This is a genomic window from Bradyrhizobium sp. I1.14.4, from assembly GCF_050435825.1.
In the GTDB taxonomy this organism is placed as follows: Bacteria; Pseudomonadota; Alphaproteobacteria; order Rhizobiales; family Xanthobacteraceae; genus Bradyrhizobium.
In genome coordinates, this window is sequence record NZ_JBNDLA010000017.1 from 100,959 (window position 1) to 127,043 (window position 26,085).

Consider the following 26,085-nt stretch of genomic DNA (forward strand, 5'->3'; position numbering starts at 1 on the left):
GCCGTTTCGGCCCATAAACGAAAGTCTCGACGAATTGATCGATGTTCCCCAATTGACCGCGGAAGAAATCCTGGCGCGGGTGCTCCACCGCGACGGGCTGATGCTGGTCATCGACAAGCCGGCCGGCCTGCCGGTGCATCGCGGCCCCAAGGGCGGCCCCAATCTGGAGGCCTCGTTCGACGCGCTGCGGTTCGGCCTGCCGCGGCCGCCGGTGCTGGCGCATCGGCTCGACAAGGACACCTCCGGCTGCCTCGTGTTGGGACGCCACCGCAAGGCGACCGCCTCGCTCGGGCTGTTGTTCAAGCACAGCAAGATCTCGAAGACCTACTGGACCGTGGTCGAGGGCGGCCCCACTGCGGACGAAGGCACCATCGACATGCCGCTCGGCCGGCTCAACGCCGAGCGCGGCTGGTGGCAGAAGCCGGACCCGGATGGGCAGAAGGCGATCACCAACTGGAAGGTGCTGGGCCGCGGTCAAGGCATTGCCTGGCTCGCAATGGAGCCGGTCACCGGCCGCACCCATCAGCTGCGGGTGCATTCGGCGGCTATGGGCTGGCCGATCGTCGGCGACAATATCTATGGCAATGGTCCGCGCTTCGGCGAGCCGACCCTGCATCTGCATTCACGCGAGATCGGCATCCCGATCTCCAGGAACAAGGAGCCGGTGCATGTCGTCGCGCCGGCGCCGGAGCACATGCGGGAGCGGCTGAAAAGCTGCGGCTGGAACGGGCAGTGATCTCCGGGATTTTACGGACCATTATCCTTTACGGAACCTTCAGCCTCGTCCGGTAGTCCTGCAGGCGGCTTAGAAAAGCGCACCACGACAGGCTCAGGACGAGCAATGCTGAATGCCGGGCAGGCAATTGTCGACGAAGTCGAGGCGGCGATACGCGCCGGCTCGCCCGAAAGATGCATCGCCACGGCCAGGCGCGTCACCAGCCTCTTCCTTGCCTCCGCCGGCAAATTCAACAGCGAGCAGGTCGAGCTGTTCGACAATGTACTCGAGCGGCTGGTCAAGACCATCGAGCTGAGGGCGCTGGCCGATATCAGCGCCCGGATGGCGCTCGTCGACATCAGCGAGCAACTCGCGCCGGTGGCCCAGGCACCTCCCGCGATCGTCCGCCGCCTCGCGGGGAACGACGAGATCGGGATCGCGCGACCGATCCTGCAAGAGTCGTCGCGGCTCAGCGCGGACGATCTGGTCGTGATCGCGCAGACCAAGAGCGAGCAGCATCTGCTCGCTGTCGCCGGCCGCTGGTGGTTGAAGGAAGTCGTCACTGATGCACTTCTGGCCCGTCGCTTTGCGAGCGTGAGCCACCGCCTGGTCAGCAATCCCGGCGCCAAGGTATCGCCCGCCGGATTTGCGGTCATCCTCGCGCAAGCCGAGCACGATCCGGTCCTCGCCGTCGAGACCGGCATCCGCGCGGACCTGCCGTCGGAGCTCCGCCTTCAGCTCCTGCACGACGCGACGGAAGAGGTTCGCGGCCGGTTGCTGGAACGCGCGCCCCCGTATCTGTTCGAGGAGATCCGGCACGCGATCGCCGCGGTCGCCGCCGGCGTCGAGCGCGACATGTCGCAGGTCCGTGATTTCACCGCGGCCAGGCGCCACATTGCAAAGCTGAAGGACGCCGGCGAGCTGCACGAGGCCGCCCTGCTCGGCTTCGCCAGACAGCGAAAATATGAAGAGACCATCGCCGCGCTGGCGGATCTTGCGCAGTCGCGCATCGAGGTGATCCGCCCCCTGATGCAAAGCCTGCGCAGCGAAGGCCTGCTGGTGCCGTGCCGCGCGGCGGGCCTGAGTTGGGAGACCACCGCCGCAGTGATGGAATGCCGCTATTCGACCGGCTCGATGGGACCGGTCGAGCTCGCCCAAGCGAAGAGCCAGTTTGCGAAACTGACCCGCGCGAACGCCGATCGCCTGCTGCGGTTCTGGCAGGTTCGCGCGCCGCAACCTCCAAAGCCCGGCGGACGTGCTCACTGACAACGTTGCGCGCGATGCGACTGATTCCGATTCGACCTGTCAAACAGCGTATTCCGTGTCATCACCCGCGCATGCGGGTGATCCAGTATTCCAGAGACACCGATGCTTGAGCCGAGAGGCCACGGCGTACTGGGTCGCCCGGTCAAGCCATCCATTCCGCCACGCATCGTGCACGCGCGCGCGCACAGCTCTCGCGCCGCACGTTCAACAGCTTCCCGCAGGCGTCGCCTTGGGATGCGTACCCTTTGACGTCGCCTCCTGAAAGCGAAGCAGAAATCGCCGAACCCGGCCGTCATCGACGGCTTTTGACCCTAAGGAGACCTACGCAACAAGTTAGTCAGGCTTGGTCGCCAGATTCCGCTCCCGACGGCGCCGCCGCTGACCTCGACAAAGGAGATTCCGGCGGAAACCTAACTTAAATTTTAAGGGGCCCGGGCGCTGGCTAACCAACCCGGCGCTCCCCAATGACAATCCTGTGGCTATGGCATGAAATTGGCATGACGGCGCAGGAAGTGGAGTCTATTGTGGTTGGCATGGGTGGCTGGGGGGATTTTGGGGTGTTCAACGTCGGCGCTGTGGCGTGGCGTGAGGATCGAACCGGACAATGCGTCGTCAGGGACGCCGCGTCGTCTCCCGGCATTTCATTTGCGTTGATCCATGCCGTACCTCGCGCGCAAATGCTGCAGCTCGTGCGATCCGGCGCGTCGATCGTCCTGGACCTGCATTTGCCGACGGATCAGCCGGGGATATTCTTGAGCTGCCGTGTCGATCTGTGCTCCCCGGATCTGTCGCAGCTTCGGCGCTCCTTTCATCAAGCCGCAAATCACCGGTCGTCGGCCTTGGCGATCGCCGGGATGACATTGCTGTTGGCGGTCTGCGGCTGGATCGTCGGTGGAACCGAGGGCATTCACCGGGCACTTACCGGAGGCGCGCCGCGACAAGACGGATCGGCAATTGCGCACGAAACCATCTTCCGCTGGTTCGGCGCCCGCCTGCTCCGCCCAGCCGAAGCGCCGGGATTGTTCAGCATCCTGGTGGACGTCTGCCAGCGCGCCCGCTTGTCTCGTTTGCCGGATATCTATTGTCTTCCCGCGCCTTCGCAGATGAATGCCTACGCGCTCGGCGGTCCCGAAGGCGCCGCGATCATACTGACCGAGGGATTGCTGCGCGGCATGACGCGCGATGAGATCGCCGGCATCCTCGCCCATGAGGTCGCCCATATCCGCAACAATGATATCTGGACGATGAGTTGGGCGGCAGCGCTGCATCGCTCGATCGAATGGACGTCGCTCGCCGGCCTTGCCTTGTTGCGCGCGCAACATGGTTGCATGGCGGTCAGCCCACCGCTTGCCGCACTGCTGCGTGCCGCGCCTTCGATCGCTCAGCTGCTTTGCTTGGCATTGTCGCGTACTCGCGAGTTGGACGCGGATGCCACCGCCCTCGAATTGACCGGAGACTGGCAAGCGCTGATCGCAGCGCTCCACAAGCTGGAACGCCACCACGCCGGTTTGCTGGTCCCGTCCGCGGCCGCGCGAGACGACGGTACGATGCGCTTGCTTCGCAGCCACCCCGCGACATCGGAACGGGTCGGCGCGCTGCTCTGCCTCGCTTAAGGCATGCCCCGGAAAAGTGGGACCCGGTTTTCCGAAAAGATCGTGCTCGAACAGAAGAAAATGACCTGCAAAAAATGACCTGCAAAGTGAATTGCTGGTCCAATTAGGTCAACGCGTTTGCCGAATGCGCGGCGAAACACGTCGCAATCTGGAACCGTGCACAGTGTTATCACAAAAATAACGCGAGACCTTCGCGAAACCATCGCTCGTGTGGCGCATTGTGGAGCATTGAATGCACAACGAAAAAAGTCAGGAGCAAATACCCCAGAACGAGAGCAACCCAGACGAAGGTTAGCTCGCAACCGGGATCAGCGCGGAAAGCAACAGTTCTGGATTAGCAATTCTCCTTTCTACGTTGTCCCATCATGGCTGTCTTGGCCTGCGTAACGCAGCGCTCGCCCGGTAAGTGGCAGAGACGTTGACGGGTATGGGCTGAACTATCTTTTTGCATACAACCGGTTCCGATTGATTCCCATCGAGTGATCGCGCGCGTGTGCGTGATGCCGCTGGGATGGCGGCTTGCTCGTCGCGAAATGTTCGATCGCAAAGACCAGTTCGAGTGCGAAGACGGGAGCACGTCGTCTTCGTTCGTCGTGGGCTGAGGGCACCAACCATCGCAAGGAGAACAAGCGATGACCTACTTCGAAACCCAGCAACACAATTCGCAATTCAATCCGCAAGCATGGGCGGCCTTCTCTCAAGCCGCCCAGCCCCAAGCCGCCCAGGCCTATGGCGCCTGGAGCAACGCGCCGTTGATGCAGGCGATGGGCGGATATGGATTTGGCGGCCACGGCCCTCAAGGTGGTTATGGAATGGGACAGCCGGCTTACGGCCAGCAATACGGTCAATATGGCAGCCAGCCTTCGCTCGGCGGCTCCGGATATAATATCGGATTTGGCGCGCAGCCTCAGGGCTGGGGCCAGCAGCAACCGCCATGGGCTCAGTGGGGCGGTCAGCAACAGCGCCAGCTTTCGCAGCACGACGTCAATGAGGTGGTTCGGCAATTGGTGCCGGCGCTGCCTCAAATCTTGGCGCAGGCGCAACAGCCGTATGGGGCGATCGGCTACGCGGCCTTCGGTCAACCGACACGCCAATTGAGTCAGCAGGATGTGAACGAAGTGGTTCGCCAGCTGCTGCCGATCGTGCCGCAGATCGTTGGAATGCTGCAGAACCAACCGCAGCTGCAATACGCCGCCATGCAGGGCGGGCAAGGTTTGGGTCAGCAAGGCTTCGGACAGCAAGGCTTGGGCCAATATGGCTTGGGTCAATTGGCCCAAGGCCATCCGGCCCAGACATTCGGGACGCCATTTGGTGTGCCGCAATTCCAATCCGCGTTCGGCGCCCCGTCCCCTTGGGGACAACAACCGCGACAACTGACACAGCAGGACGTCGCTGACGTCACGCGCCAGCTGATCGGCGTGATTCCCCAGGTCATCGGCAACCTTCAGGCTTTCAATCAGCAGCGGATGATCTGACAGCAACTACACTGTCGGCTGTACCGGCAATCTGCGGCCGCCGCCTGCCTGGCGCGGCGGCCGCCGTCGATCGCTTTCAACGCGTCAATATCGACACGCCCGATCAAGGAGAACAACCATGTCCGCCTCCAATCCTTCCAACACGACCGCTTCACAGCCGCCGTCGGCCGAAATCCAGCAACTCGTCGGCTTGCTCGGCGATTTGATGCCGCTCCTCCAGCGCTTGCAATCGCAAGCTTTCCCGCAGGGAGGTTTTGCGTCCCACACCTTCGAGCCCCCGTTCCAGGGCGGGCTTCAGGGCGGACTCGGCAATTTCGCGCTTGCGAATCCGGCGCTTGCAAATCCAGCACTTGACCGTCAGGCGGCGGAAAACTTCATTGGCGACATCATCGCAGAGCAGTTGCGCGCGCTCTCTGCCTATCTTGAGGCCAATGCCGGACAATATGCCGGCCTTCAGAATTGCGTTCCGATCGTCACGCAGGCCGCGCACCGCTTCGCAGGCCGCGACTATGCGCAGGCCTTCAACCTGCTTTGGCTGTCCTACCGTGCGATAGAAATGATCCGAACCGGCGATCCCCGGGTTCCGCCACTGCGCGCGGCTGCGGCTGATCAGATCTTGTCGTCCGTTCATTGAATTCTTGGAGGTAACGCCATGAGCGAAAATTCGGATGGTAAGGGCCCCACCTCGCGCCGGCCGGCAAGTGTGCGCAACAGCCAATACATGATCGCGCCGGCAGGATTGGACGTCACTAGACAAACCCTGGTCGATCGACTGAACCAGCTCGGCAATATTGAAATCCGGCGAACCTACGCGGAGCGCGAAAATATCTGCCCGCCGATATCTGTGGTGCGGGCGTCAGACGAAACCATGGTCGCGTTGCGCCGGTCTCTTGCCGGTGCGTTCGTGATCGAGCCGGACCGTGCCTTGCGAGCGGCCTCGGTTACAGGCGCCTCGCCCCAAACACCGCTGATGGCTGCGATGACGGAACTCGGCCCGGCCTTTACGGTGACGATCCAGGCGCTGAGCGAGAATGGCAAGCCGGTCGAACACGCCGCTATCCTCCTCGTCGGGGAACGCGGGACGATTCAAGGCCTGACCGACGGCAACGGCAAAGCCGATCTCACGCTCTACGGTGAATTGCCGGAGACCATGTCCGGGCTCTTGATCAGGCCGCGTTCCAGCCATTGGGGCTTGTGGCGGCAGCGGCCCGAGCTTCGGTCCGACACCGTGAACAGTTTCACCCTGCAAGCATTGTCGCTGCCCGAGAGGCCGGATTGGGGCGCTCAAGCGATGCGATTCGATCAACTCCCCACCGGGTGTCGCGGTGCCGGAATCAAGATCGCCCTGATCGACAGCGGCGTTGCCGTCACCCACGAGCAATTGAAGGGGATCAATCGCGGCGTCGATATCGGAGGCAGCGGCGAACAACGATCCTGGTCGCAGGACGATATCGGCCATGGCACGCCGTGCGCGAGCGTCATCAGCGCGGTTGCGGATACCGCCCGCGGTATCCGCGGCTATGCGCCGGAAGCGGAACTGCATGTGTGCAAGCTTCCTGCCGACGCGCGTTGCAGCGACCTTGTCGCCGCACTCGATTATTGCCTGCAGAACGGCATCGATGTCGCGTGCCTCGGCTACGGCTGCGAACGGGGCTCGGCGATCGTCGGGCAGCGCATCGCCGCGGCGAAGCAGCAGGGCGTCGGTGTCATCGCCGCGGCCGGAAATTCCGCTGCTGCGGTGCTGTTCCCCGCGAGCTCCCCGCAGGTGGTGGCGGTCGGCGCGATCGGACAACTGGGGAGCTCTCCAAACGATAGCCCGCAGGCGGCCGAAGCGGCAGCGACCATATCGGTCGCGCGCGGACTGTTCGTGCCGGCGTTCTCCTGTCGCGGACCCGAGCTCGACGTATGCGCACCCGGAGTGGCTGTCATTGCCTGCCAGTCGCCGGACACCTACGCGGTGTGCGACGGCACCTCGCTCGCTACGGCGCATGTGACGGCGCTCGCGGCGCTGATCCTCGCCCACCACAGCGATTTCAAGGGCGGCTTCGCCAGACGGGATTTTCAACGGGTCGAGCGACTGTTCCAGATTCTCAAGGGCACCGCTCAGCCGATCGGTCATCCCTGGCTGACCGGCGCCGGCCTCCCCGATGCGGCGCGCGCACTTGGCGTCCGCTCCGCAGCCAAGCCGATCGGAGCGACGCTCAATGCCGAATTGGCGGAGATGCGCAGCGCCATCCGGCAGCTGAACCAGATTCGCTCAAATGCAAGCGAGGCGAATTTGTTCGAGCCGCCGCGCGGACCGGCCAATGTTTCGCAACTGCCGCTGAATCCGACGCCATGGTCGCTGGCGCCTGAGCGCAGCGCAGATGAGAGCGTGCGCGAGCTTAAGGAGGCGATGATGCTGGCGGGTCTTTCCGACGCGCGTTGAGTTCGTGTTCGTGCCGGTCCAACGGGCGCAATGGCTTCGCCCACTGCGCCCGCGTACGCGCCGCATATCGCGCATCACAATTTGCGATCTCGGTCGCGATGTTTCTGGAAACAGGGGAACCGCAAGTTCCTGGGCCGGGCCACCTGTTCGGAAACGGCTGAGCGCACGCCTTTGCGGGTGACGTCGCTTATCGATGGCATGTTTGCGACATGCCGTGCCCATTTCGAAGCTGAGCTGGACCTCGTCTGGCGAAAGCAGTAGTTTCCATCGGCGCGCAACGAAATGGTCAACGGAGGCCCTCCGTGGAACATCGCGGCATCAGTTTCTCGGTCGTTGAAATGAACTTTCCGCGCAGTTGGAAATGGACCGTGGGAAAGGGCAAAACGGTTACGGTCGGCGTTTGCGCCACCAGACTAGATGCGATCCGTCAGGCTCAAACCTTTATAGACGCAGTTATAGATTGGGCAGCGTAACCACCGCGGGGCGGATCGCTCGCGCGCGCAGTTCAATTTCTGGTTCTAGACGGCTTGGTCTAGACGGCTTGGCGGGTCTGCTCGCTCAATTCAAATCTGACGGGCCGCCCAGTTTTCCTTTTGCCGGACCGTTGCGCGATCCGCCGTATCCACCGGCAGCGACATCCTCTACCCGGATGGCAACGACATCACAGCCACGAAGCTTGCTGTCGATTGCCAGATTGAACATGGCGAAGTCGCGAGCGCGTCCCTCGATCTGGAGCTTTGTCCGGATCGACCAGACGTGTTTGGGTCGCAACGGTGGCTTTGCCCCGGCCAGCTTTCCCTCGTTCGACGGCACTCGCCTGGGCTTCGGGGTCGCATTTACTTGATCCTGCATGGCTAGATAGCATCGCCGCACGCCCCAACGAGACGCGCACCATCATGACTGGTCACAATGAGCCGCCGCACCTCGCCCGGCACATCATCGTTGACCGCCACCGGCAGGAAATGCTCGGTACGGCCCTGCCTGTAGCTTTCGATCAGCACCTCGCGCGTCGCACCCACCTCCGCCGCGAGCCGCCGCAGCAGCGCCGCTTCGCCTGCCGCGCGCAGCCGTTTCGCGCGCTCCCGGATCGCGCCGCCCGCGACCTGCGGCATCCGCGCCGCCGGCGTGCCCGGACGCCGCGAATAGGGAAACACATGCAGGAAGGTGAGATCGCATTGCTCGACCAGATCGAGCGAGCGCGCAAACATCTCTTCAGATTCGGTCGGGAAGCCGGCGATGATGTCGGCGCCGAACGCGATGTCCGGCCGCAGCCGGCGTACCTGCGCGCAGAAATCGATCGCGTCCTGGCGCGAATGCCGGCGCTTCATCCGCTTCAGGATCATGTCGTCGCCAGACTGCAGCGACAGATGCAGATGCGGCATCAGCCGCGCATCGTCGGCGATGACATCGAGCAGGTCGCGGTCGGCCTCGATCGAATCGATCGACGAGATCCGCAGCCGCTTCAGCTCGGGCACGTGGCGCAGGATCTGCCTGACCAATTGGCCGAGCTTCGGCGTGCCCGGCAGGTCGGCGCCGTAGCTCGTGAGATCGACGCCGGTCAGCACGATCTCGGCGTGGCCCCGCTCGACCAGCGCGCGGACCTGATCGACCACGGCCCCCATCGGCACCGAGCGCGAATTGCCGCGGCCATACGGGATAATGCAGAAGGTGCAGCGATGATCGCAGCCGTTCTGCACCTGCACGAATACGCGAGGCAGGCCACGCTCGAATCCATCCAGCAGATGCGGCGCCATCTCGGTCACAGCCATGATGTCGGCGACCGCGACTTTCTCGCTGGCGTCGGTGCCGAACGGCGCCTCTAACGCGGCGCGCGTCGCCTGCCAGGCATCACCGCGCATCTTATCGTCATTGCCGACGACGCGATCGACCTCGGCCATGTCAGCAAACATCTGGCCTTGCGTCTGTGCCGCGCAGCCGGTGACCACGATGCGCGCCGCCGGGCGCTCGCGCTTCAATTTGCGGATCGACTGCCGGGCCTGTGCCACCGCCTCATTGGTGACGGCGCAGCTGTTGATGACGATGGTGTCGGTCAGTCCCGCCTGCTCCGCCTCGCGGCGAATCACCTCGGATTCAAACGCGTTGAGGCGGCAGCCAAAGGTGACAACGTCGACGCCCATAACCGATCCCAAGACGGATTCCATGACCGATCAGGCGACGCTTGCGAACAGCGCCGGATCGAAGCGGCCCTCATACTCGAAATCGGCGGTGCCGGTCATCAGCACGTGATCGTCGCGCTCGCGCCACTCGATGCCGAGCTTGCCGCCGGGCAGCGTGATCTCGACGATGCGGTTGGCGCGCTTCAGCCGCGCCGCCGCGACCGCCGTCGCGCTGGCCGCCGAGCCGCAGGCCCTGGTGAGGCCGGCGCCGCGCTCCCAGGTGCGGATCGTGATGTGGTCGCGATCGACGATATGGGCGAGCGTGATATTGGCGCGCTCCGGGAAGATCGGATGGTTCTCGAGCAGCGGCCCGAACCGTTCGAGGTCGTAGGCATTGACGTCATCGACCCAGAAGATCGCATGCGGATTGCCCATCGAGACCACCGAGGGCGAATGCAGCACCGGCTTGTCGATCGGCCCGACCTGCAGCTCGATGTAGCGGGTGTCGCGAAATTCTTCAGCCAGCGGAATGTCCCGCCAGCCAAACTTCGGCGCGCCCATGTCGACGGTGTAGAGATCGGGCGCCGGCCCCTGCCAGCAATTGAGCAGGCCGGCGCGGGTCTGGAACGTCGCCGTGGTCTGGCCGGTCTTCTCGAAAATCCGCCGCACCACGCAGCGCATGCCGTTGCCGCAGGCACCGGCCTCCGAGCCGTCATTGTTGTAGATCGATATGAACGCTTCGGTGCCGTCGAGCCGTGGCGGCTGCAGCACCATCAACTGGTCATAGGGGACACCGGCCGGCGAGGCCACCGCGCGCGCCTCTTCCGCCGAAACCTGCGCCCGACCTTGTGCCTTGGAATCGCGCAGGTCGACGACGACGATCTCGTTGCCGATGCCGTTCATCTTGGCGAATGCGTGATTGGCGAGCGCGCTCATCGACTTTCCCAAATTCTGCCCGGTTATATGGCGAGTGGTGGCCTGTTGGCCAGTCTGCAGGGCCCCATGACGCATCTGTCATGGGACGAATGCAGAACTCGCGTGTTAGGAATATCGGACCTCGCGGACCGCGCGCGCCGGGACAGATCGAGCGGCCGTTTGAGGAAGGGGATGGAGAAGAAAAAATGAACCGTATCAACACGCTCCGCGCGGCCCTGGTCGCGCTGCTCCCTTTGGCCGCGATCGCACTGGCAAGCCCGGCGCCCGCCCAGTCGCCATCAGCCTCGCCCGCTCCGGCAGCCAGCCCGAGCCCAACCCCCGCGCCTGCGCCATCGGCAACACCCGTGCCCCCGCCGGCCGAGACCAAGTCGCCGGCCGACAGCCCCGCCGCATCGCAGACCCCGGCACCGGCGCCGGCCTCCCCGGTCCAGACCGCCGACCCCTTCGGCGAGCCGTTCACGCTCGAGCCGAAAAAGGTCGTCATGCTGAAGGGCAATGCCAATTGGGATTCGGCCTTCGATGCGCTGATCGAGGCGTTCAAGCAGCTTACCGCGCTGCTCGACAAGGACGGCATCAAGGCAGCGGGCAATCCGATGATCGTCTACACATCGACCGACGATACCGGGTTCACCTTCATCGCCGAAATCCCGGTCGATCAGGACGCGAAGAACCTCGGCAAGAACATGAGCATGGGCAACTCGCCGGACGGCAAGGCGCTGAAATTCGTCCATCGCGGTTCCTACGACAACATGGACAACACCTATGAGGCGATCACCAATCACCTCGACGACAAGAAGCTCGAAGCCAAGGACACCTTTATCGAGGAGTACATCACCGATCCGCTGAAGACCGCCGAAGACAAGCTTGTGATCAACGTCTACGTCCCCTTGAAGTGAGCCAGATGACCCATCGCCTCCCCCTCGGCCTCCCCTTCGCTGCCACCCTGATCGCGACCACGCTGCTGGCTGCGCCCGCGCTGGCCGACAGCGACTTCCCGCCGGCGATCTCGATCACCGGCGAGGCGACCGTATCGGCGCCGCCCGACCAGGCGCAGCTTGACGCGGGCGTCACCACCGATGCCAAGACCGCACGCGAAGCCGCCGACGCCAACAATGTGACGATGGGCAAGGTGCTGGCCGCGCTGAAGGGCGCCGGCATCGCGGAGAAGGATTATCAGACCTCGCGGCTGTCGCTATCGCCGCAATTCGCCAACCGCACCCCGTCGTCGACGAACGCTTCACCCAGCATCGTCGGCTACCACGCGAGCAATCGCGTCACGATCAGGCTGCACGACGTGAGCAAGGTCGCTAGCGTCATCGATGTGCTGGTGGGAGCCGGTGCCAATGATATCGGCGGGCTCAATTTCTCGGTGTCGCAGGCCTCGAAGCTGCTCGATGACGCCCGCGAAAAGGCGATCGCCGACGCCCGCCGCAAGGCGGAGATCTACGCCAAGGCCGCAGGCGTCACGCTCGGAGCGCCCTTGAACATCGCGGAAGTCGGCTCGGCGCCCGTACCGGTGTTCCGCACCAAGATGGCCACCGCAGGATTCGCCGCACCCACACCGGTGGCGCAAGGCGAGGAAACGCTGACCGTCAATGTCAGCATCTCCTGGGCGATCAAGGAGAAGCAGTAAGTCGCGCCGTCGTCCCTGCGAAAGCAGGGCTCCATAACCACCGTTGAGAATTGTAGAGGCAAGCTGGGGCCGCAGCATCGCGCAACATTTTGCATTTGTGGTTATGGGTCCCGGGTCGCGCTTCGCTTGCCCGGGACGACAGCCATTAAATCTCGAACACCTGCCCGGGCTTCAGCGTCACGAATCTCTCGCGCGGCACCCTCGCCGCATCGAGCGCTTCGCCCAGCGCGATCGCGGGCGCGTCGATCGCCTCGTCGGTCAACCGGAACGTGCCGTGGTGATGCGCCAGCGCCTGGGCGGCGCCGCAATCGGCCAGCGCCTGCACCGCATCCTCCGGGTTCATGTGCTGGTCTTGCATGAACCAGCGCGGTTCATAGGCGCCGATCGGCAGGATCGCGAGCCGCAGCGGACCATGCGCCTCGGCCACCCTGCGGAAATGCCGCCCGTCGCCATAGCCGGAATCGCAGACGATGTAGAGCTTGCCGGCCGGCGTCTCCAGTACGAAGCTCGCCCACAGCGCCTTGTTGCGATCGAACAGGCCGCGCGCCGACCAGTGCCGGGTCGGCACCAGCGTCGCGGCGAGACCATTGCCGAGCTCGACGCGATGGTGCCAGTCGAACGCCTCGGCTTTGATCGCGGCATCGGATGCGCGCATCGTGACGTCGTTGCCGAGCGGCGTGATGACGCGCGGCGCAAAGGCCGCAGTCAGCTTCGACAGCGTCGCGACGTCGAGATGATCGTAATGGCCGTGCGACACCAGCACGACGTCGATCCCGGGCAGCTTCTCGAACGCGACGCCGGGATCATTGTGCCGCTTCGGCCCTGCGAAGCTGAACGGCGAGGCGCGCATCGACCAGACCGGATCGACCAGGATGTTGAGGCCGGCGGTCTGGATCAGCCAGCTCGCGTGACCGACAAAGCAGAACCGCACCTTGTTGCCGTCGACGCGGGGCGGCGGCGTATCGGCATACGGGCTCGGCGCCCATTCCGGCCAGACCGCGCGCGGCCTGCCCCCGCCGAACTGCCAGCGCAGCACCTCGCCGAGCGATTTCGGCGGCGCGCCATCCGGATCGAAAAAGTGCAGGCCGTCGAAATGATCGGAGGCGGGGCCGTCATAGGTTTTCATCAAGGACATCCAGATCGAGGGCACGCCGATCGCCGCGGCGACTCCGGTCAAGGTTGCGAGAAGGCGGCGGCGGGTGATGGGCAAGCGGGTTCCCAAACAGGAGGCGGGCTCCGTTTATATGGGTGGCAACGGCGAATTCGGAACCGACGCGGTAAATCGACGTAATTTCAGTATCTTATCGCTCAGGGGGAGTGGATCGCGGCGAAACTTTCCTTGACTTTGCCGCCCCGGCAGCGTTTAACGCGGCCACTTTCTCGGAAAGATCCGTCTTTTCGACCCGCCGACCGGTCCTGGAGGCCGGAGGCCAACGCCCGACAGCGCAATGCGCCCTCGGGCGCGAAAGTGTTTGGACCATCGTCTTGGGTACGCCGTCTTGGCGCGGTGCCGAGGCAGACTATCTGGTCATCACCCGCGAAAGCGGGTGATCCAGTATCCCAGAGGTAGCTCGGATTGAACCGAGACGCCGCAGCGTACTGGATACCCCGCTTTCGTGGGGTATGACGAGAAACGGGTGACGCGCGCGCTCACTGGCGCAACGAAGGACAACGGCATTGTTCGACAATCTGTCGGAACGGCTTGGTGGTATTCTCGATCGTCTGACGGGGCGCGGTGCGCTGACCGAAAAGGACGTCGATGCCGCGATGCGCGAGGTGCGCCGTGCGCTGCTCGAAGCCGACGTCGCGCTCGAGGTCGTCCGCAGTTTCATCGACCGGGTCCGCGAACAGGCGATCGGCGCCACTGTCGTCAAGTCGGTGACGCCGGGCCAGATGGTGGTGAAGATCGTCCATGACGAGCTCGTCGCCACGCTCGGCTCCGACGGCCAGACCATCGATATCAATTCCGTGCCGCCGGTGCCGATCATGATGGTCGGTCTGCAAGGCTCCGGCAAGACCACCACCACCGCAAAGCTCGCGCGGCGCATGGTCCAGCGCGACAAGCGCAAGGTGCTGATGGCCTCGCTCGACGTCTATCGTCCGGCGGCGATGGAGCAGCTCGCGGTGCTCGGCCGCGACCTCGACATTCCGACGCTGCCGATCGTCGCCGGCCAGATGCCGCCGCAGATCGCAAGGCGCGCGCTGGAAGCCGGCAAGCTCGGCGGCTACGACGTCGTGCTGCTCGACACCGCCGGCCGCACCACGCTCGACGAAGACATGATGAAGGAGGCGGCCGAGATCAAAGCCGCCGCCAACCCGCATGAGGTGCTGCTGGTCGCGGACTCCCTCACCGGCCAGGACGCGGTCAATCTTGCGCGCGCGTTCGACGAGCGCGTTGGCCTCACCGGCATCGTGCTGACAAGAGTGGACGGCGACGGCCGCGGCGGCGCCGCGCTGTCAATGCGCGCGGTGACCGGCAAGCCGATCAAGCTGCTCGGTACCGGCGAAAAGACCGACGCGCTGGAAGACTTCCATCCGAACCGCATCGCCGGCCGTATCCTCGGCATGGGCGACGTCGTCTCGCTGGTCGAGAAGGCCGCCGCGAATATCGACGCCGAGAAGGCCGCGCGCACCGCCGAGCGCATGCGCAAGGGGCAGTTCGACCTCAACGACATGCGCGAACAGCTGCAACAGATGGCGAATATGGGCGGCATCGGCGGCCTGATGGGCATGATGCCCGGCATCGCCAAGATGAAGAACCAGATCTCGGCAGCCGGCATCGACGACAAGATCCTCAAGCGCCAGGTCGCGATCATCGATTCGATGACGCGGCAGGAGCGCAAGAATCCGGACATCCTGAAGGCCAGCCGCAAGAAGCGCATCGCCGCAGGCGCCGGCCAGAATGTCGAGCAGATCAACAAGCTCCTGAAGATGCACCGGAACATGGCCGACATGATGAAGGCCATGGGCTCCGGCAAGCGCGGCCCGCTCGCCGGCATCGCGCAGGCGATGGGCTTTGGCGGCGGCATGAAGCCGCCGTCGGCCGAGGAGATGAAGGCGCTCGCCGAAAAGATGCAGGGTGGCGCCGGCGGCGGTCTGCCCAATTTGCCGAAGGATTTGCCCGCCGGGCTGCGCGGCGGCCTGCCGAATGTGCCGGGCCTGACCGGCCTCAGCGGCAAGCCGACGCTGCCGGGCCTCGGCGGTTTCCCGGGCAAGAAGAAATGAGGAATTCGTCGCGACGGTTCGCATGCGGCCTGCGCGACGCGGAATGCCAATCAATCGAACACATCGTACTTTGAAGGAGAACTAGATGTCCGTTGTTATCCGCCTCGCTCGCGCAGGCACCAAGAAGCGTCCGGTCTATCACGTCGTCGTCGCCGACTCGCGTTTCCCGCGCGATGGCCGCTTCATCGAGCGCCTTGGCCATTTCAACCCGCTGCTGCCGAAGGACAACGAGGCGCGCCTGAAGCTCGACATGGACAAGGTGAAGGCCTGGCTCGCCAAGGGCGCGCAGCCGTCGGATCGCGTCACCCGCTTCCTCGACGCCGCCGGCGTCGTCAAGCGCACCGCGCGCAACAATCCGGAAAAGGCCGTGCCGCGCAAGGAGCGCAAGGCGCAGGCCGAAGCCGCCGCCAAGGCGTAAGCTGAACGGCGACCACGGTGACTGCACCGGTCTGTGTCGCCCGCATCGGCGCTGCGCATGGTGTGCGCGGCGCCGTCCGGCTGTGGACCTTCACCGAAGATCCGCTGGCGGTGAAGGACTACGGCCCGCTGATGACCAAGGACGGCACGCGCCAGTTCGAGGTCACGCATGCGCGCGAGGCCAAGGACCATCTGGTGGTGACGTTGAAGGGCGTCGCCAGGCGCGATGATGCCGAACGGCTCAACGGTCTCGAGCTCTACGTTCCGCGCGACCGGCTGCCGGAAACCGACGACGGCGAATACTACCACACCGACCTGATCGGGCTCGCCGCGGTGACGACGACAGAGCAGCCGCTCGGCAGAGTGATCGCGATCCATAATTTCGGCGCCGGCGACATCATCGAGATCGCCCCGCCGCAGGGCGCAACGATGCTGCTGCCCTTCACCAATGCCGTGGTGCCATCAGTCGATCTCCCCGGCGGGCGCGTGGTGATCGACCTGCCGCAGGAAATCGACGGCGACGATCCGTCGGCCGCCTGACCAGGACGCGTTTTCACGCCGTCTTCCGGCCCTGCTGCTCGAGCCAGTCGCAGAACACCGCGCTGTGCGGATCATTGCTGCGGCCCGCCGGAAAATAGGCGAAGTAGCTCCGCGCCGGCAGGCTGATGGCGGGAAACGGCGTCACCAGACGCCCGGCCGCGAGATCGTCTGCGATCAGCGCCGTCGGCCCCATCGCGACGCCGAGGCCATCGAGCGCGGCCTGTATCGTCAGATAGAAATGATCGAAGGTCAGCGAGGCCGCCGGCTCCAGCGCGGATTGCCGCGCCTCGGTGAGCCAGTCGCGCCACAGCCGCGGCATCGACGTGACATGCAGCAGCGTATGCCGGGAGAGGTCCGCGATCTCATGCAGCGGCAATCGCGCAAGCAGCGACGGACTGCACACCGGCAATCTCCGCTCCGACACCAGGAAGCGTGATGAAAAGCCGTGAAATGTGTCCGGGCCGCCGCGGATCACGACGTCGAATGGTTCGGGTAGCGCATCCACGGGATCGTTCGACGTGCTCAAGCGCACCTCGATGTCCGGATGCTCGGCGCGAAACCGGCTCATCCGCGGCAGCAGCCAGCGCAGGCTGAAGGTCGCGAGCGCATTGACGCTCAGCACAGCCACGGTTGCATCGCCGCGCCGCTCGCGATGCTGCTGCACGGCGGCGGAAATCCGGTCGAGCGCGGGCGCGAACTCCGCCAATAGCGCCGCGCCCGCCGGCGTCAGCACCACGCGCCGCACCGAGCGCCGAAACAGCGACGGCGCGCCCAGCCATTCCTCGAGCAGGCGGATCTGCTGGCTGACGGCGCCATGAGTCACGCTGAGCTCGGCAGCGGCTTCCTTGAAGCTGCCGAGCCGTGCGGCGGCCTCGAAGGCACGGACCGCATTGAGCGGCGGCAGGCTGCGGCGTGGGACGAACATGATCCCTCAATACGAGATTTTCTAACGCATAATCCGATTATTACTGATTTGTGACAAGCGCTTTGGCGGCGCATAGTACCACGCAAGCTACTCGAATGGCGTTCCTTTTAAGGACCACACCAAAATGCACCGCTCTCCAATCTTTAGATTTTCTTGTTGTGAAGGGCGGCAATGAGCGTGTCAGCAGGTGCCGGCACGGCCCGTTCCGGCCACCCTTGGGCAACGCGCACACTGACGGTGACCGGGCTCAACCATGCCCTCCACGACGGCTACACTGACCTGATCTACGTGTTGCTGCCGGTCTGGCAGGCCGAATTCGCGTTGGGCTACGGGCTGCTGGCGCTGCTGCGCGGGCTCTATGCCGGCGCCATGGCCGGGCTGCAGATACCGGTCGGACGCATCGCGGAGCGGATCGACGGCAAGATCATCCTGATCGCAGGCACGGCGCTGGCCGCGCTGGGCTACGTGTTCGCCGGATTCTCCGGCGGCGTCATCGGACTCGGCCTGGCGCTCGCGCTCTCCGGTGCGGGCTCGAGCACGCAGCATCCGATCGCATCGGGCGCGGTGTCGCGCGCCTATGGCACAGCGGCACGGGGGCCGCTCGGCATCTACAATTTCACCGGCGATCTCGGCAAGGCCGCGATCCCGGCGCTGACCTCGATCCTGCTCGTGATCATGTCATGGCGGCACACGCTGCTCGTGCTCGCCGTCGCAGGCTTGCTGGTCGCAGTCTGCATCGCGCTCTGGATGCCCCCGGTCGGCAAGGGCGCCGAGCACAAGGCGACCCCAGCGTCGCACCGTGACAGCGCTGGCGGCGGCTTCTACTGGCTGCTCGCGATCGGAATTCTCGACACCGCGGTCAGGATGGGTTTTCTCACCTTCCTGCCGTTCCTGTTGCGCGACAAGGGCGCCTCGCTGCCGACCAACGGCCTCGCACTGGCGCTGGTCTTCATCGGCGGCGCGGCGGGGAAATTCACCTGCGGCTGGCTCGGCGCGCGCGTCGGCACGCTGCGCACCGTGCTGATCACCGAAGGCGGCACGGCTGCGCTGATCGTTGCGGTGCTGATGTTGCCGCTGGCACCGGCTATCGTGCTGCTGCCGCTGCTCGGCGTCATGCTCAACGGCACGTCCTCGGTGCTTTACGGCACGGTGCCCGAACTCACGCCGCCGCATCAGACCGAGCGCGCCTTCGCACAGTTCTATACCGGGACGATCGGATCGGGCGCGATCGCGCCGGTGCTCTACGGCTTGCTCGGTGATGCGCTCGGCCCGACGCTCGCGACGGCAGCGACTGCGCTCACGGCGCTGGCGATCTGCCCGCTTGCAGTCGCCCTCGCGCGGCATCTCGCCGACGAAGCCGGCGCGCGCCGCGCCGGCGCCTGACGGCAAGCGGAGCAACTTTGCATCGCCGGTCTGGCGCCGCCCCTGCTGCGCAATACATAGACCGTTGCGTCGATGGGGACGACCAACCGAAAGCACAACCATGACAAGCACGCACAAGGCCTGGCGGCTGCACGCCCACAATGATCTTCGCTTCGAGGATGTCGCGACGCCGAAACCCGCGCCCGATGGTGTCGTGGTCCGGATCGAGGCCGGTATGGTGCTGTCCTATACAAACAGGCTGCTGTCCGGCGCGCTGCCCTACAGCCTGCCGCCGATGCCGTTCGTGCCGGGCACCAACGCGATCGCGCGCGTCGTCGCCACCGGCGAGAACGTCACCCACGTGCAAAGCGGTGACCGCGTGTTCCTCAGTCCGCATCTGCGCGGCGACGTGCCGGATCGCGGTCCGCCGCAGATCCTGATCGGCCTCACCGCCACGGTGACGACGCCGGAGGCGCTCGCGCTGCAGGCCCGCTGGCGCGACGGCGTGTTCGCCGAGATCGCGCACTGGCCTGCCGCCTGCGTCACGCCACTTGCCACTCTCGAGGACAAGCCGGCGACCGAGTTGATCGGGCTGGCAAAACTGATCGTGCCGTTCGGCGGATTGCAACGCTCCGGCCTGCGCGGCGGGCAGACCATCATCGTCAACGGCGCGACCGGCTATTTCGGCTCGGGCGGCGTGATGCTCGCGGTCGCGATGGGCGCGGGCCGCATCGTCGCCGTCGGGCGCAAGCAGGCCGCGCTCGAGCAGTTGCGCGATGCGTTCGGCCCGCGCGTCATTCCCGCCGTCGTCACCGGCGATGCCGGCGCCGACCTTCCGATCATCCGCCGCGCCGCCGGCGGCACCGCCGATGTCGCGCTCGACCTGCTCGGTGCCGCCAAGAGCACCTCGACCACGCTGTCCGCTCTGCGCGCGCTCAGGCGCGGCGGCCGAATGGTGCTGATGGGCAGCGCCGAGGTGCCACTTGAGCTCTCCTTCCGCGAGATGCTGGCCAACGACTGGGAGGTGGTCGGGCAGTTCATGTACGACCGCACGGCGCCGGGCCAACTCGCCGGCCTCGCCGCCGAAGGCCTGCTGGACCTGCGTAAGATCAACGTCGCGACCTTCGGGCTTGCCGACTTCCGCCGCGCGGTGGACGCAGCAGCGATAATGCAGAGCCTCGACCTCACGGCCGTGGTGCCGTAACCAGAGGCCATGACATCGCAAGAGACCCTATCCCAAGCGATCCCATGGCGCGCGACCGTGCTGACCCTGTTCCCGGACATGTTTCCGGGGCCGCTTGGCGTCAGTCTCGCCGGCAAGGCGCTGGCCGGCGGCCTCTGGACGCTGGAGACGCGCGATATCCGGGCGTCGGCGACCGACAAGCACCGCAGCGTCGACGACACGCCGGCCGGCGGCGGTCCGGGCATGGTGCTGCGGGCCGACGTGCTGGCGGCGGCGATCGACGCCGCTGATATCGCGCCTGGCCGCCCGCGCCTGCTGATGAGCCCGCGGGGTCGGCCATTGACCCAGGCCCGGGTCGCAGAGCTTGCGGCCGGGCCCGGCCCCCTGATCGTCTGCGGCCGCTTCGAGGGCATCGACCAGCGGGTGATCGAGGCGAGGAGCCTCGAGGAGGTCTCGATCGGCGATTATGTGCTGTCAGGTGGCGAAATCGCCGCGATGGCGCTGATCGACGCCTGCGTCCGGCTGTTGCCGGGGGTGATGGGCAAGCAGGCCTCGGGAACCGAGGAGAGTTTTTCCGAAGGACTACTAGAATACCCCCAATACACCCGTCCGCAGGAGTTCGAAGGCCGGCAAATCCCGGAAATCCTGATTTCCGGCGATCACGCCAAGGTGGCGGCCTGGCGGCTGGCCCAGTCCGAGGCCCTGACGGCGGCGCGGCGGCCCGATCTCTGGGCCCGCAAAGCCGGCCAAAAAGCCTCGCGGCGAGGGACAAAAAACACGACAGACGGGTGACAAACCCTGCGCGTTGCCTTATACGGGCGGCCTAATCCGCACACGCGCAGGATAGATGGACGTTTGCGCAGCCCGCACAGGCTGGGCGCGCCGCCGATGGAGATTTCGATGAACCTCATTCAGCAGCTCGAAAAAGAGCAGTTCGACAAGCTCGCCGCCACCAAGGACATCCCGGAATTCGGACCCGGCGATACCGTCATCGTCAACGTGAAGGTGGTCGAAGGCGAACGTACCCGCGTGCAGGCCTATGAGGGCGTCTGCATCGGCCGCTCCGGCCAGGGGCTCAACGAGAGCTTCACCGTACGCAAGATTTCCTACGGCGAAGGCGTCGAGCGCGTCTTCCCGGTGATGTCGCCGATGATCGACTCGATCAAGGTGGTGCGTCGCGGCAAGGTGCGTCGCGCCAAGCTCTATTACCTGCGCAATCTGCGCGGCAAGTCCGCCCGCATCGTTGAGAAGAAGCAGGACCGCCCGACTGCGGTCGGCGAGTAATTCATCCCGACAGGGTTGTGACCAAAGCGCGGGGCCTGCCCCGCGCTTTTTTGTTGCGGCATACCTATATCTGACGTCAGCCTCATCTCGTCATGCGCGGGCTTGGCCCGCGCATCCATCAGGAAGAGGAGCTTCTTGCTCAAGAAGGATGGATTGCCGGGTCATAGGCGAGCGGAAGCGATGCCGTCCTTCGGACGGCTATGCCCGGCAATGACGACAGAGGGCCCCGCGCATCGATTGATTGTCGCAGGGCTTGGCCCTGTGTTAGAAATTTAGAATGGTTCCGGATCAAGCAAGCCAGCCCTGCCAGCGCGTCGTGATCGACGATCGCTCGCGGCTGCCCGGCCGCTTCTTCGGGCGCTTTGCGACGTCGGCGACGTCTGAGCTTACACGCGCAGCGTAACGCTGCCTGGACGCTTTCGCCTGTTCGCGCTCACGCCATTCCACCACTGAATTTCTCTGGAGCTGAAGCTCATGTCCAAACCGACCACGCTGTACGACAAGATCTGGAACGACCATCTGGTCCACGAGGCTGAGGATGGCACCTGCCTGCTCTATATCGACCGCCATCTGGTGCACGAGGTGACCTCGCCGCAGGCCTTCGAAGGCCTGCGCGCCGCCGGCCGCAAGGTGCACGCGCCCGAAAAGACGCTCGCCGTCGTCGACCACAACATCCCGACCACCGATCGCTCGAAGCCCAATCCCGACCCCGAGAGCATCGAGCAGATGCGGGTGATGGCCGACAACGCCAAGGAATTCGGCATCGAATATTACAACGAGTTCGACAAGCGCCAGGGCATCGTCCACGTCATCGGCCCGGAGCAGGGCTTTACGCTGCCCGGTACCACCATCGTCTGCGGTGACAGCCACACCTCGACGCATGGCGCGTTCGGCGCGCTCGCGCATGGCATCGGCACCTCCGAGGTCGAGCACGTGCTGGCGACGCAGACCCTGATCCAGAAGAAGGCCAAGAACATGCGCGCGATCGTCGACGGCAAATTGCCCGACGGCGTGACCGGCAAGGACATCATCCTGGCGATCATCGGCGAGATCGGCACCGCCGGCGGCACCGGCTATGTGCTGGAATATGCCGGCGAGGCGATCCGCGCGCTCTCGATGGAAGGCCGCATGACGGTCTGCAACATGTCGATCGAAGGCGGCGCGCGCGCCGGCCTGGTTGCGCCCGACCAGAAAGCGTTCGACTTCCTGCGCGACCGCCCGAAGGCCCCGAAGGGCGCCGCCTGGGATGCCGCGATGCGCTACTGGGAGACGCTGCGCTCCGATGAGGGTGCGCATTTCGACCACGAGCTCCGCCTGGACGCCGCCAAGCTGCCGCCGATCGTCACCTGGGGCACGAGCCCTGAGGACGTCATCTCGGTGACCGGCTTCGTGCCCGATCCCGACAAGATCGCGGACGAGGCCAAGCGGCTCTCCAAGCATCGCGCGCTGAAATATATGGGCCTGAGCGCCGGGACGAAGATCACCGACATCAAGCTCGACCGCGTCTTCATCGGCTCCTGCACCAACGGCCGCATCGAAGACCTGCGCGCCGTGGCGAAGATCGCCGAGGGCAAGACGGTCAACGCCAACGTCAATGCGATGATCGTGCCGGGCTCGGGCATCGTGAAGGAGCAGGCGGAAGCCGAAGGCCTCGACAAGATCTTCATCAAGGCCGGCTTCGAATGGCGCGAGCCGGGCTGCTCGATGTGCCTTGCGATGAACCCGGACAAGCTGAAGCCGGAAGAGCGCTGCGCCTCGACCTCGAACCGCAACTTCGAGGGCCGCCAGGGCTTCAAGGGCCGCACCCATCTGGTGTCGCCCGCGATGGCCGCGGCCGCCGCGATCGCCGGCCACTTCGTCGACGTCCGCGACTGGCGGTAAGCGAAGTTTTCGCCTCAACCTCGAGCCGTTTCGGAAACGGCTCGTTAACGGGGCGCACGCACACTGGCTCCTCGATCATGATGCGATGACGTGGAATCGCATCATGATCTCATCCCTTTGTTTGAGCATGATCTTTTCGGAAAACCGGTATCCACTTTTCCGGATCATGCTCTAGCGAAGGCAAGTCTTCGCAAGGAGCACGTGTCGTGGCCGATAAACCCGAATTCGTCGACATGATCAGCGAGGCGACGCGGCAGAAGCGCCGCCGCGCCGGGCCACGCATCATCGATCCGCTTCCCGAGGTGAAGGAGACCTCGCGCCTCAGCCACTGGCCGCCGGACCGCTGGACGCAATGGCGGATGGAAAACCTGACGCCGTGGAAGATCAAATCCTGGAAGCTGAAGAACTGGGACTAAAGCGCGATGAGGTCTGGTTGAATCGTCATCGCGCTTTAGTCCTTGTTTGAGCATGATCTTTTCGGAAAACCGCTTCGCACTTTTCGGTTTAGGCCGCGTGGCGGCCTGACAAAACGGGCGCCGCTTGGCGCCCGCTGTCATTTCAGCCCTCACCAATAGCCATACGGCCGCCAGTGGTGGCGGTGGTGCCACCACGGCCGGCAGATCCGGAGCAACGGCAGTGACTGTCTACGTGATCGTGCAACTGAAGATGACCGATCGGGCCGCCTATGATCGGTATCAGGCGCGCTTCCTCGATGTGTTCAGGACGTTCAACGGACGGCTGCTGTCGGCCGACGAACAGCCCGCGGTCCTCGAAGGCAGCTGGGATCGCGACAAGCTGGTGCTGATGTCGTTCCGTGACGAAGCCGCATTTCGCGCCTAGTCGGAATCGCCGGAGTACGTCGAGATATCCAGGGATCGCAAGGCAGGCGCGCAGGGCATCGTGCTGCTGGCGAAGGGCTTTGCTTCGTGACGCCGCCTGAGCAGCTCCGGTCGACCGGAGCTGCTCGCGCGTGTTGCGTCCGTTGCGCCGCGCGTATCGCGGTCAGGCGCATCACCAGAACGGGCCGAACCCGAAGCCAAAGGTGAACGGCGCCGGCGCGGCATACGGATACGGCCGATAGTAATAGGGCCGCCCGTAATAATAGGAGCCGTACGGCCGATAGGTGGAATAGGGCCGGTAGTACGGTCGGTAATAGGGCCGGTAGCCGTGGTGATAGTGGTGGCGATGGTCATGGTGATGATGACGCTGTGCACTGAAGTCGGTCGCCTTGCCGGCTTGCCGCTGCTGTGCGGCAGCCTGCGGCCTGACTGATGCCGCAGCCGTCGCCGATGGCGGCGCCGTCAATGCGAACGTACCCGCGACAGCAGCCACACCGATCCATCTCAACATGATCAACTCCTGCAGATTTCGATGAACATCAACTCGCGCGCGCGAATCTGCCGGTTTGATGGCTCAGAACGACAACAGGCCCGCTGCTCACGGGCCTGTGTCTCAACTGCGCTGATACGCCGCGCGATCAGCGGCGCCAGTGGCGATGGCCCCAGCCACGGTGATGTCCGCGATGCCAGCCACGGTGATATCCACGGCCCCAGCGTACCTGCGTAGCGGTCTGGTTCGCATTGTCCTGAACCGTTGCGGCGGTGCCTGGCGTAGCCAGCGACATCGCGTTCGCGCGCTCGGCCGGCGCCGCCAAAACCAGCACGGCACCGACGGCCGCGAGCCCCAGAACCTTCATTACCTTCATTGATTCTTCTCCTTGATCCCTGGATGTCACGTCTTGCAAAGACGATTCGCGCTCGAATCGACCTCCGTTGCCGCGACGCAGATCGCAAGCAGAGTGTAGACGACGTGAATGGGACGTGAATGACTGCGCCACCGATCATGAATGCTGCTGGCACGCTCGAGTTCCGGCACAGCCGCAGGATTTTTCGTGTCGCTGTGTAAAACCGGCATAGACCATGGTCGTACCTGATGAGGAGCCTCTCGCAGGAGATCGCATGACACAGCAATGCGGGCGTAAATGGCCAGCGCTCGGCGCGTGCGCAGGAGCGCTCGGCGGTTCCATGATTTCAGTTGATGTCGCGCTCGCCTCGCAAGGACCGGGCGGCGGCATGGGAACGGCAAGCCATCTCACGCAAATGCTGATGGCGATCGTGGTCTATGGAACGACAGGATTGATCGCGGCCGCCGCAATGATCGGCGCGATGCGCCGGCGTATGCGCAACTAGCCCGGCCGCCAGAAGCAGTTCATGCGCGGCGTGATCACGGTGCCGCTCGGCCGGTGCTCCTGGACGTAGGTCGCGGTGCAATCGCGCACGGCGTTCGGACCTGGATTGTAGCGCGGGATGACATCCGGCTCCCAATGATCGGGGCGGGACCGGTAGATCGGCACGCGCCTCAGGTGGCGACGCTCGACGACCCGCTCGCGCACAACCGGAGCGGCCTGACCGATGCGCGCTTCGGCCGCCGCGCTCTGTGCCTGCGCCTCTCCCGCCGGAAGCAAGAGCCCGACTGATGCCGCCAACAGCGCTGCCGCCACGATCCGATTCATCACGCCCACCCGAGACCCATCCTTGCGCCGCACGGTCTCCCATTGCGCCGCCAAGGTCAACTGCGCTGGCGCCGCCGACGGCACTCGCGCTAAAAGAGTGTCATGTGGACCACAGCCAAAGCCCCCTCGCTCGCCGAAATGGAGGCCATGGCGCACGAGATTTTCGAGCGCCTGCCCAAGACGTTCCGGGCCCTCTGCGAGGGCCTGATCATCCGTGTCGACGACTTCCCGACCGACGAGGTGCTCGACGAGATGGAGGCCGCAAGCGAATTCGACCTGCTCGGCCTGTTTCACGGCATCGGCCTGCCGCAGCAGAGCCATGGCGACGTGGCCCGGCTCCCCAACCTGGTCTGGCTCTACCGCCGGCCGATCCTGGACTACTGGGCCGAGCACGACGAGACCCTCGGCCACATCGTCCGCCACGTGCTGATCCATGAGATTGGGCACCATTTCGGCCTCTCGGACGCCGATATGGAGGCGATTGAGGCCGATGCGGGCTAGCTTTGCAGAAATGGCCCTTTTACCGCTGTCACATTCGCGATAAACATCCGGCCCTATCCCCCATTTTCGACC

The 26,085-nt window shown here is 64.8% G+C and carries 27 protein-coding genes and 1 pseudogene; 19 read left to right on the top strand and 9 right to left on the bottom strand.

What is annotated here, in order from left to right; translation table 11 throughout:
- Positions 1–34: 34 nt before the first annotated feature.
- The 4 genes from ABIB78_RS27510 (at position 35) to ABIB78_RS27525 (ending at position 5,069) form a co-directional block, all read left to right on the top strand.
- On the top strand, positions 35–736 hold the full coding sequence (locus ABIB78_RS27510; protein WP_429029981.1) for an RluA family pseudouridine synthase: 702 nt from the start codon (positions 35–37) through the stop codon (positions 734–736).
- Between the two features lie 105 nt (positions 737–841).
- Positions 842–1,981: a DUF2336 domain-containing protein gene (locus tag ABIB78_RS27515; RefSeq protein ID WP_429029984.1), complete on the top strand. Its 1,140-nt coding sequence runs from the start codon at positions 842–844 to the stop codon at positions 1,979–1,981.
- Between the two features lie 464 nt (positions 1,982–2,445).
- Complete coding sequence (locus ABIB78_RS27520) at positions 2,446–3,594, top strand: zinc metalloprotease HtpX (RefSeq protein WP_429029986.1); 1,149 nt, start codon at positions 2,446–2,448, stop codon at positions 3,592–3,594.
- Positions 3,595–4,226: 632 nt separating this feature from the next.
- On the top strand, positions 4,227–5,069 hold the full coding sequence (locus tag ABIB78_RS27525) for a hypothetical protein (RefSeq protein WP_429029989.1): 843 nt from the start codon (positions 4,227–4,229) through the stop codon (positions 5,067–5,069).
- A gap of 151 nt (positions 5,070–5,220) precedes the next feature.
- On the opposite strand, the gene ABIB78_RS27530 is transcribed toward ABIB78_RS27525, so the two are convergent.
- Positions 5,221–5,700 carry a hypothetical protein gene (locus ABIB78_RS27530; protein ID WP_429029992.1) on the bottom strand — a complete coding sequence of 160 codons (480 nt, stop codon included), beginning with the start codon at positions 5,698–5,700 and terminating at the stop codon, positions 5,221–5,223.
- A gap of 21 nt (positions 5,701–5,721) precedes the next feature.
- Between ABIB78_RS27530 and ABIB78_RS27535 the strand changes: the two genes are divergently transcribed.
- Positions 5,722–7,497, top strand: a complete 1,776-nt coding sequence (locus tag ABIB78_RS27535; protein ID WP_429029994.1) for a S8 family peptidase — start codon at positions 5,722–5,724, stop codon at positions 7,495–7,497.
- 558 nt (positions 7,498–8,055) lie between these two features.
- On the opposite strand, the gene ABIB78_RS27540 is transcribed toward ABIB78_RS27535, so the two are convergent.
- Genes ABIB78_RS27540 through dapF form a run of 3 tightly spaced genes read right to left on the bottom strand, consistent with a single transcriptional unit; the run spans position 8,056 to position 10,550 of the window.
- The gene (locus ABIB78_RS27540; protein ID WP_429029996.1) at positions 8,056–8,349 is read right to left on the bottom strand and encodes a hypothetical protein; all 294 of its coding nucleotides are present in this window, start codon (positions 8,347–8,349) and stop codon (positions 8,056–8,058) included.
- Between the two features lie 2 nt (positions 8,350–8,351).
- Positions 8,352–9,635: a tRNA (N(6)-L-threonylcarbamoyladenosine(37)-C(2))-methylthiotransferase MtaB gene (mtaB, locus tag ABIB78_RS27545; protein ID WP_429029997.1), complete on the bottom strand. Its 1,284-nt coding sequence runs from the start codon at positions 9,633–9,635 to the stop codon at positions 8,352–8,354.
- 30 nt (positions 9,636–9,665) lie between these two features.
- The gene (gene dapF / locus ABIB78_RS27550) at positions 9,666–10,550 is read right to left on the bottom strand and encodes a diaminopimelate epimerase (protein ID WP_429030000.1); all 885 of its coding nucleotides are present in this window, start codon (positions 10,548–10,550) and stop codon (positions 9,666–9,668) included.
- Positions 10,551–10,735: 185 nt separating this feature from the next.
- On the opposite strand from dapF, the gene ABIB78_RS27555 reads away from it, so the two are divergent.
- The gene (locus ABIB78_RS27555) at positions 10,736–11,446 is read left to right on the top strand and encodes a GyrI-like domain-containing protein (protein ID WP_429030001.1); all 711 of its coding nucleotides are present in this window, start codon (positions 10,736–10,738) and stop codon (positions 11,444–11,446) included.
- Between the two features lie 5 nt (positions 11,447–11,451).
- Positions 11,452–12,183 carry an SIMPL domain-containing protein gene (locus ABIB78_RS27560; RefSeq protein ID WP_429030003.1) on the top strand — a complete coding sequence of 244 codons (732 nt, stop codon included), beginning with the start codon at positions 11,452–11,454 and terminating at the stop codon, positions 12,181–12,183.
- A gap of 145 nt (positions 12,184–12,328) precedes the next feature.
- Here the strand turns inward: ABIB78_RS27560 and ABIB78_RS27565 are convergent, their stop codons facing one another.
- Positions 12,329–13,393, bottom strand: a complete 1,065-nt coding sequence (locus tag ABIB78_RS27565) for an MBL fold metallo-hydrolase (RefSeq protein WP_429030006.1) — start codon at positions 13,391–13,393, stop codon at positions 12,329–12,331.
- 467 nt (positions 13,394–13,860) lie between these two features.
- On the opposite strand from ABIB78_RS27565, the gene ffh reads away from it, so the two are divergent.
- From ffh to rimM, 3 genes are all read left to right on the top strand, one after another.
- The gene (ffh, locus tag ABIB78_RS27570; protein WP_429030008.1) at positions 13,861–15,408 is read left to right on the top strand and encodes a signal recognition particle protein; all 1,548 of its coding nucleotides are present in this window, start codon (positions 13,861–13,863) and stop codon (positions 15,406–15,408) included.
- 85 nt (positions 15,409–15,493) lie between these two features.
- A complete protein-coding gene (rpsP, locus tag ABIB78_RS27575) occupies positions 15,494–15,826 on the top strand; it encodes a 30S ribosomal protein S16 (protein ID WP_029081296.1) in 333 nt (110 codons plus the stop codon).
- Positions 15,827–15,843: 17 nt separating this feature from the next.
- Positions 15,844–16,365, top strand: a complete 522-nt coding sequence (gene rimM / locus ABIB78_RS27580; RefSeq protein WP_429030009.1) for a ribosome maturation factor RimM — start codon at positions 15,844–15,846, stop codon at positions 16,363–16,365.
- 13 nt (positions 16,366–16,378) lie between these two features.
- Here rimM and gcvA read toward each other — a convergent pair whose 3' ends face one another.
- Positions 16,379–17,290: a transcriptional regulator GcvA gene (gene gcvA, locus ABIB78_RS27585; protein ID WP_429030011.1), complete on the bottom strand. Its 912-nt coding sequence runs from the start codon at positions 17,288–17,290 to the stop codon at positions 16,379–16,381.
- Positions 17,291–17,461: 171 nt separating this feature from the next.
- Between gcvA and ABIB78_RS27590 the strand changes: the two genes are divergently transcribed.
- The 7 genes and pseudogenes from ABIB78_RS27590 (at position 17,462) to ABIB78_RS27620 (ending at position 23,930) form a co-directional block, all read left to right on the top strand.
- The gene (locus ABIB78_RS27590) at positions 17,462–18,673 is read left to right on the top strand and encodes an MFS transporter (protein WP_429030012.1); all 1,212 of its coding nucleotides are present in this window, start codon (positions 17,462–17,464) and stop codon (positions 18,671–18,673) included.
- A 100-nt stretch (positions 18,674–18,773) separates the two neighbouring features.
- Positions 18,774–19,856 (top strand): zinc-binding dehydrogenase, encoded by a 1,083-nt coding sequence (locus ABIB78_RS27595; RefSeq protein ID WP_429030014.1) that lies wholly within the window; start codon positions 18,774–18,776, stop codon positions 19,854–19,856.
- A 9-nt stretch (positions 19,857–19,865) separates the two neighbouring features.
- Positions 19,866–20,627: a tRNA (guanosine(37)-N1)-methyltransferase TrmD gene (gene trmD / locus ABIB78_RS27600; RefSeq protein ID WP_429030016.1), complete on the top strand. Its 762-nt coding sequence runs from the start codon at positions 19,866–19,868 to the stop codon at positions 20,625–20,627.
- Between the two features lie 108 nt (positions 20,628–20,735).
- Entirely contained in the window at positions 20,736–21,119 is a 384-nt protein-coding gene (gene rplS / locus ABIB78_RS27605; RefSeq protein WP_044539666.1) for a 50S ribosomal protein L19, read from the top strand.
- 474 nt (positions 21,120–21,593) lie between these two features.
- Complete coding sequence (gene leuC, locus ABIB78_RS27610) at positions 21,594–23,000, top strand: 3-isopropylmalate dehydratase large subunit (protein ID WP_429030018.1); 1,407 nt, start codon at positions 21,594–21,596, stop codon at positions 22,998–23,000.
- Positions 23,001–23,206: 206 nt separating this feature from the next.
- The gene (locus ABIB78_RS27615; RefSeq protein ID WP_429030020.1) at positions 23,207–23,416 is read left to right on the top strand and encodes a hypothetical protein; all 210 of its coding nucleotides are present in this window, start codon (positions 23,207–23,209) and stop codon (positions 23,414–23,416) included.
- Positions 23,417–23,636: 220 nt separating this feature from the next.
- A pseudogene (locus ABIB78_RS27620) lies at positions 23,637–23,930 on the top strand (DUF1330 domain-containing protein).
- 81 nt (positions 23,931–24,011) lie between these two features.
- On the opposite strand, the gene ABIB78_RS27625 reads toward ABIB78_RS27620, so the two are convergent.
- Both ABIB78_RS27625 and ABIB78_RS27630 read right to left on the bottom strand, forming a co-directional pair.
- Positions 24,012–24,350 (bottom strand): hypothetical protein, encoded by a 339-nt coding sequence (locus ABIB78_RS27625; RefSeq protein ID WP_429030022.1) that lies wholly within the window; start codon positions 24,348–24,350, stop codon positions 24,012–24,014.
- Positions 24,351–24,477: 127 nt separating this feature from the next.
- Complete coding sequence (locus ABIB78_RS27630) at positions 24,478–24,705, bottom strand: hypothetical protein (protein ID WP_429030024.1); 228 nt, start codon at positions 24,703–24,705, stop codon at positions 24,478–24,480.
- A 319-nt stretch (positions 24,706–25,024) separates the two neighbouring features.
- Here ABIB78_RS27630 and ABIB78_RS27635 point away from each other — a divergent pair, with 319 nt between their 5' ends.
- Positions 25,025–25,189, top strand: a complete 165-nt coding sequence (locus ABIB78_RS27635; RefSeq protein ID WP_429030027.1) for a hypothetical protein — start codon at positions 25,025–25,027, stop codon at positions 25,187–25,189.
- On the opposite strand, the gene ABIB78_RS27640 is transcribed toward ABIB78_RS27635, so the two are convergent.
- Positions 25,186–25,512, bottom strand: a complete 327-nt coding sequence (locus tag ABIB78_RS27640) for a hypothetical protein (RefSeq protein WP_429030030.1) — start codon at positions 25,510–25,512, stop codon at positions 25,186–25,188. The two genes, ABIB78_RS27635 and ABIB78_RS27640, sit on opposite strands and share 4 nt — an antisense overlap.
- 102 nt (positions 25,513–25,614) lie before the next feature.
- Between ABIB78_RS27640 and ABIB78_RS27645 the strand changes: the two genes are divergently transcribed.
- Positions 25,615–26,013 carry a metallopeptidase family protein gene (locus ABIB78_RS27645; protein ID WP_429030032.1) on the top strand — a complete coding sequence of 133 codons (399 nt, stop codon included), beginning with the start codon at positions 25,615–25,617 and terminating at the stop codon, positions 26,011–26,013.
- The last annotated feature ends 72 nt before the right edge of the window (positions 26,014–26,085 follow it).

Coding starts and splice junctions, on each gene's coding strand:
- ABIB78_RS27515 (WP_429029984.1), top strand. CDS start 842: ATGCTGAATGCCGGGCAGGCAATTGTCGACGAAGTCGAGGCGGCGATA.
- ABIB78_RS27520 (WP_429029986.1), top strand. CDS start 2,446: ATGACAATCCTGTGGCTATGGCATGAAATTGGCATGACGGCGCAGGAA.
- ABIB78_RS27525 (WP_429029989.1), top strand. CDS start 4,227: ATGACCTACTTCGAAACCCAGCAACACAATTCGCAATTCAATCCGCAA.
- ABIB78_RS27530 (WP_429029992.1), bottom strand. CDS start 5,700: ATGAACGGACGACAAGATCTGATCAGCCGCAGCCGCGCGCAGTGGCGG.
- ABIB78_RS27535 (WP_429029994.1), top strand. CDS start 5,722: ATGAGCGAAAATTCGGATGGTAAGGGCCCCACCTCGCGCCGGCCGGCA.
- ABIB78_RS27540 (WP_429029996.1), bottom strand. CDS start 8,349: ATGCAGGATCAAGTAAATGCGACCCCGAAGCCCAGGCGAGTGCCGTCG.
- mtaB (WP_429029997.1), bottom strand. CDS start 9,635: ATGGGCGTCGACGTTGTCACCTTTGGCTGCCGCCTCAACGCGTTTGAA.
- dapF (WP_429030000.1), bottom strand. CDS start 10,550: ATGAGCGCGCTCGCCAATCACGCATTCGCCAAGATGAACGGCATCGGC.
- ABIB78_RS27555 (WP_429030001.1), top strand. CDS start 10,736: ATGAACCGTATCAACACGCTCCGCGCGGCCCTGGTCGCGCTGCTCCCT.
- ABIB78_RS27560 (WP_429030003.1), top strand. CDS start 11,452: ATGACCCATCGCCTCCCCCTCGGCCTCCCCTTCGCTGCCACCCTGATC.
- rpsP (WP_029081296.1), top strand. CDS start 15,494: ATGTCCGTTGTTATCCGCCTCGCTCGCGCAGGCACCAAGAAGCGTCCG.
- gcvA (WP_429030011.1), bottom strand. CDS start 17,290: ATGTTCGTCCCACGCCGCAGCCTGCCGCCGCTCAATGCGGTCCGTGCC.
- ABIB78_RS27590 (WP_429030012.1), top strand. CDS start 17,462: ATGAGCGTGTCAGCAGGTGCCGGCACGGCCCGTTCCGGCCACCCTTGG.
- ABIB78_RS27595 (WP_429030014.1), top strand. CDS start 18,774: ATGACAAGCACGCACAAGGCCTGGCGGCTGCACGCCCACAATGATCTT.
- trmD (WP_429030016.1), top strand. CDS start 19,866: ATGACATCGCAAGAGACCCTATCCCAAGCGATCCCATGGCGCGCGACC.
- rplS (WP_044539666.1), top strand. CDS start 20,736: ATGAACCTCATTCAGCAGCTCGAAAAAGAGCAGTTCGACAAGCTCGCC.
- leuC (WP_429030018.1), top strand. CDS start 21,594: ATGTCCAAACCGACCACGCTGTACGACAAGATCTGGAACGACCATCTG.
- ABIB78_RS27625 (WP_429030022.1), bottom strand. CDS start 24,350: ATGTTGAGATGGATCGGTGTGGCTGCTGTCGCGGGTACGTTCGCATTG.
- ABIB78_RS27630 (WP_429030024.1), bottom strand. CDS start 24,705: ATGAAGGTAATGAAGGTTCTGGGGCTCGCGGCCGTCGGTGCCGTGCTG.
- ABIB78_RS27635 (WP_429030027.1), top strand. CDS start 25,025: ATGATTTCAGTTGATGTCGCGCTCGCCTCGCAAGGACCGGGCGGCGGC.
- ABIB78_RS27640 (WP_429030030.1), bottom strand. CDS start 25,512: ATGAATCGGATCGTGGCGGCAGCGCTGTTGGCGGCATCAGTCGGGCTC.
- ABIB78_RS27645 (WP_429030032.1), top strand. CDS start 25,615: ATGTGGACCACAGCCAAAGCCCCCTCGCTCGCCGAAATGGAGGCCATG.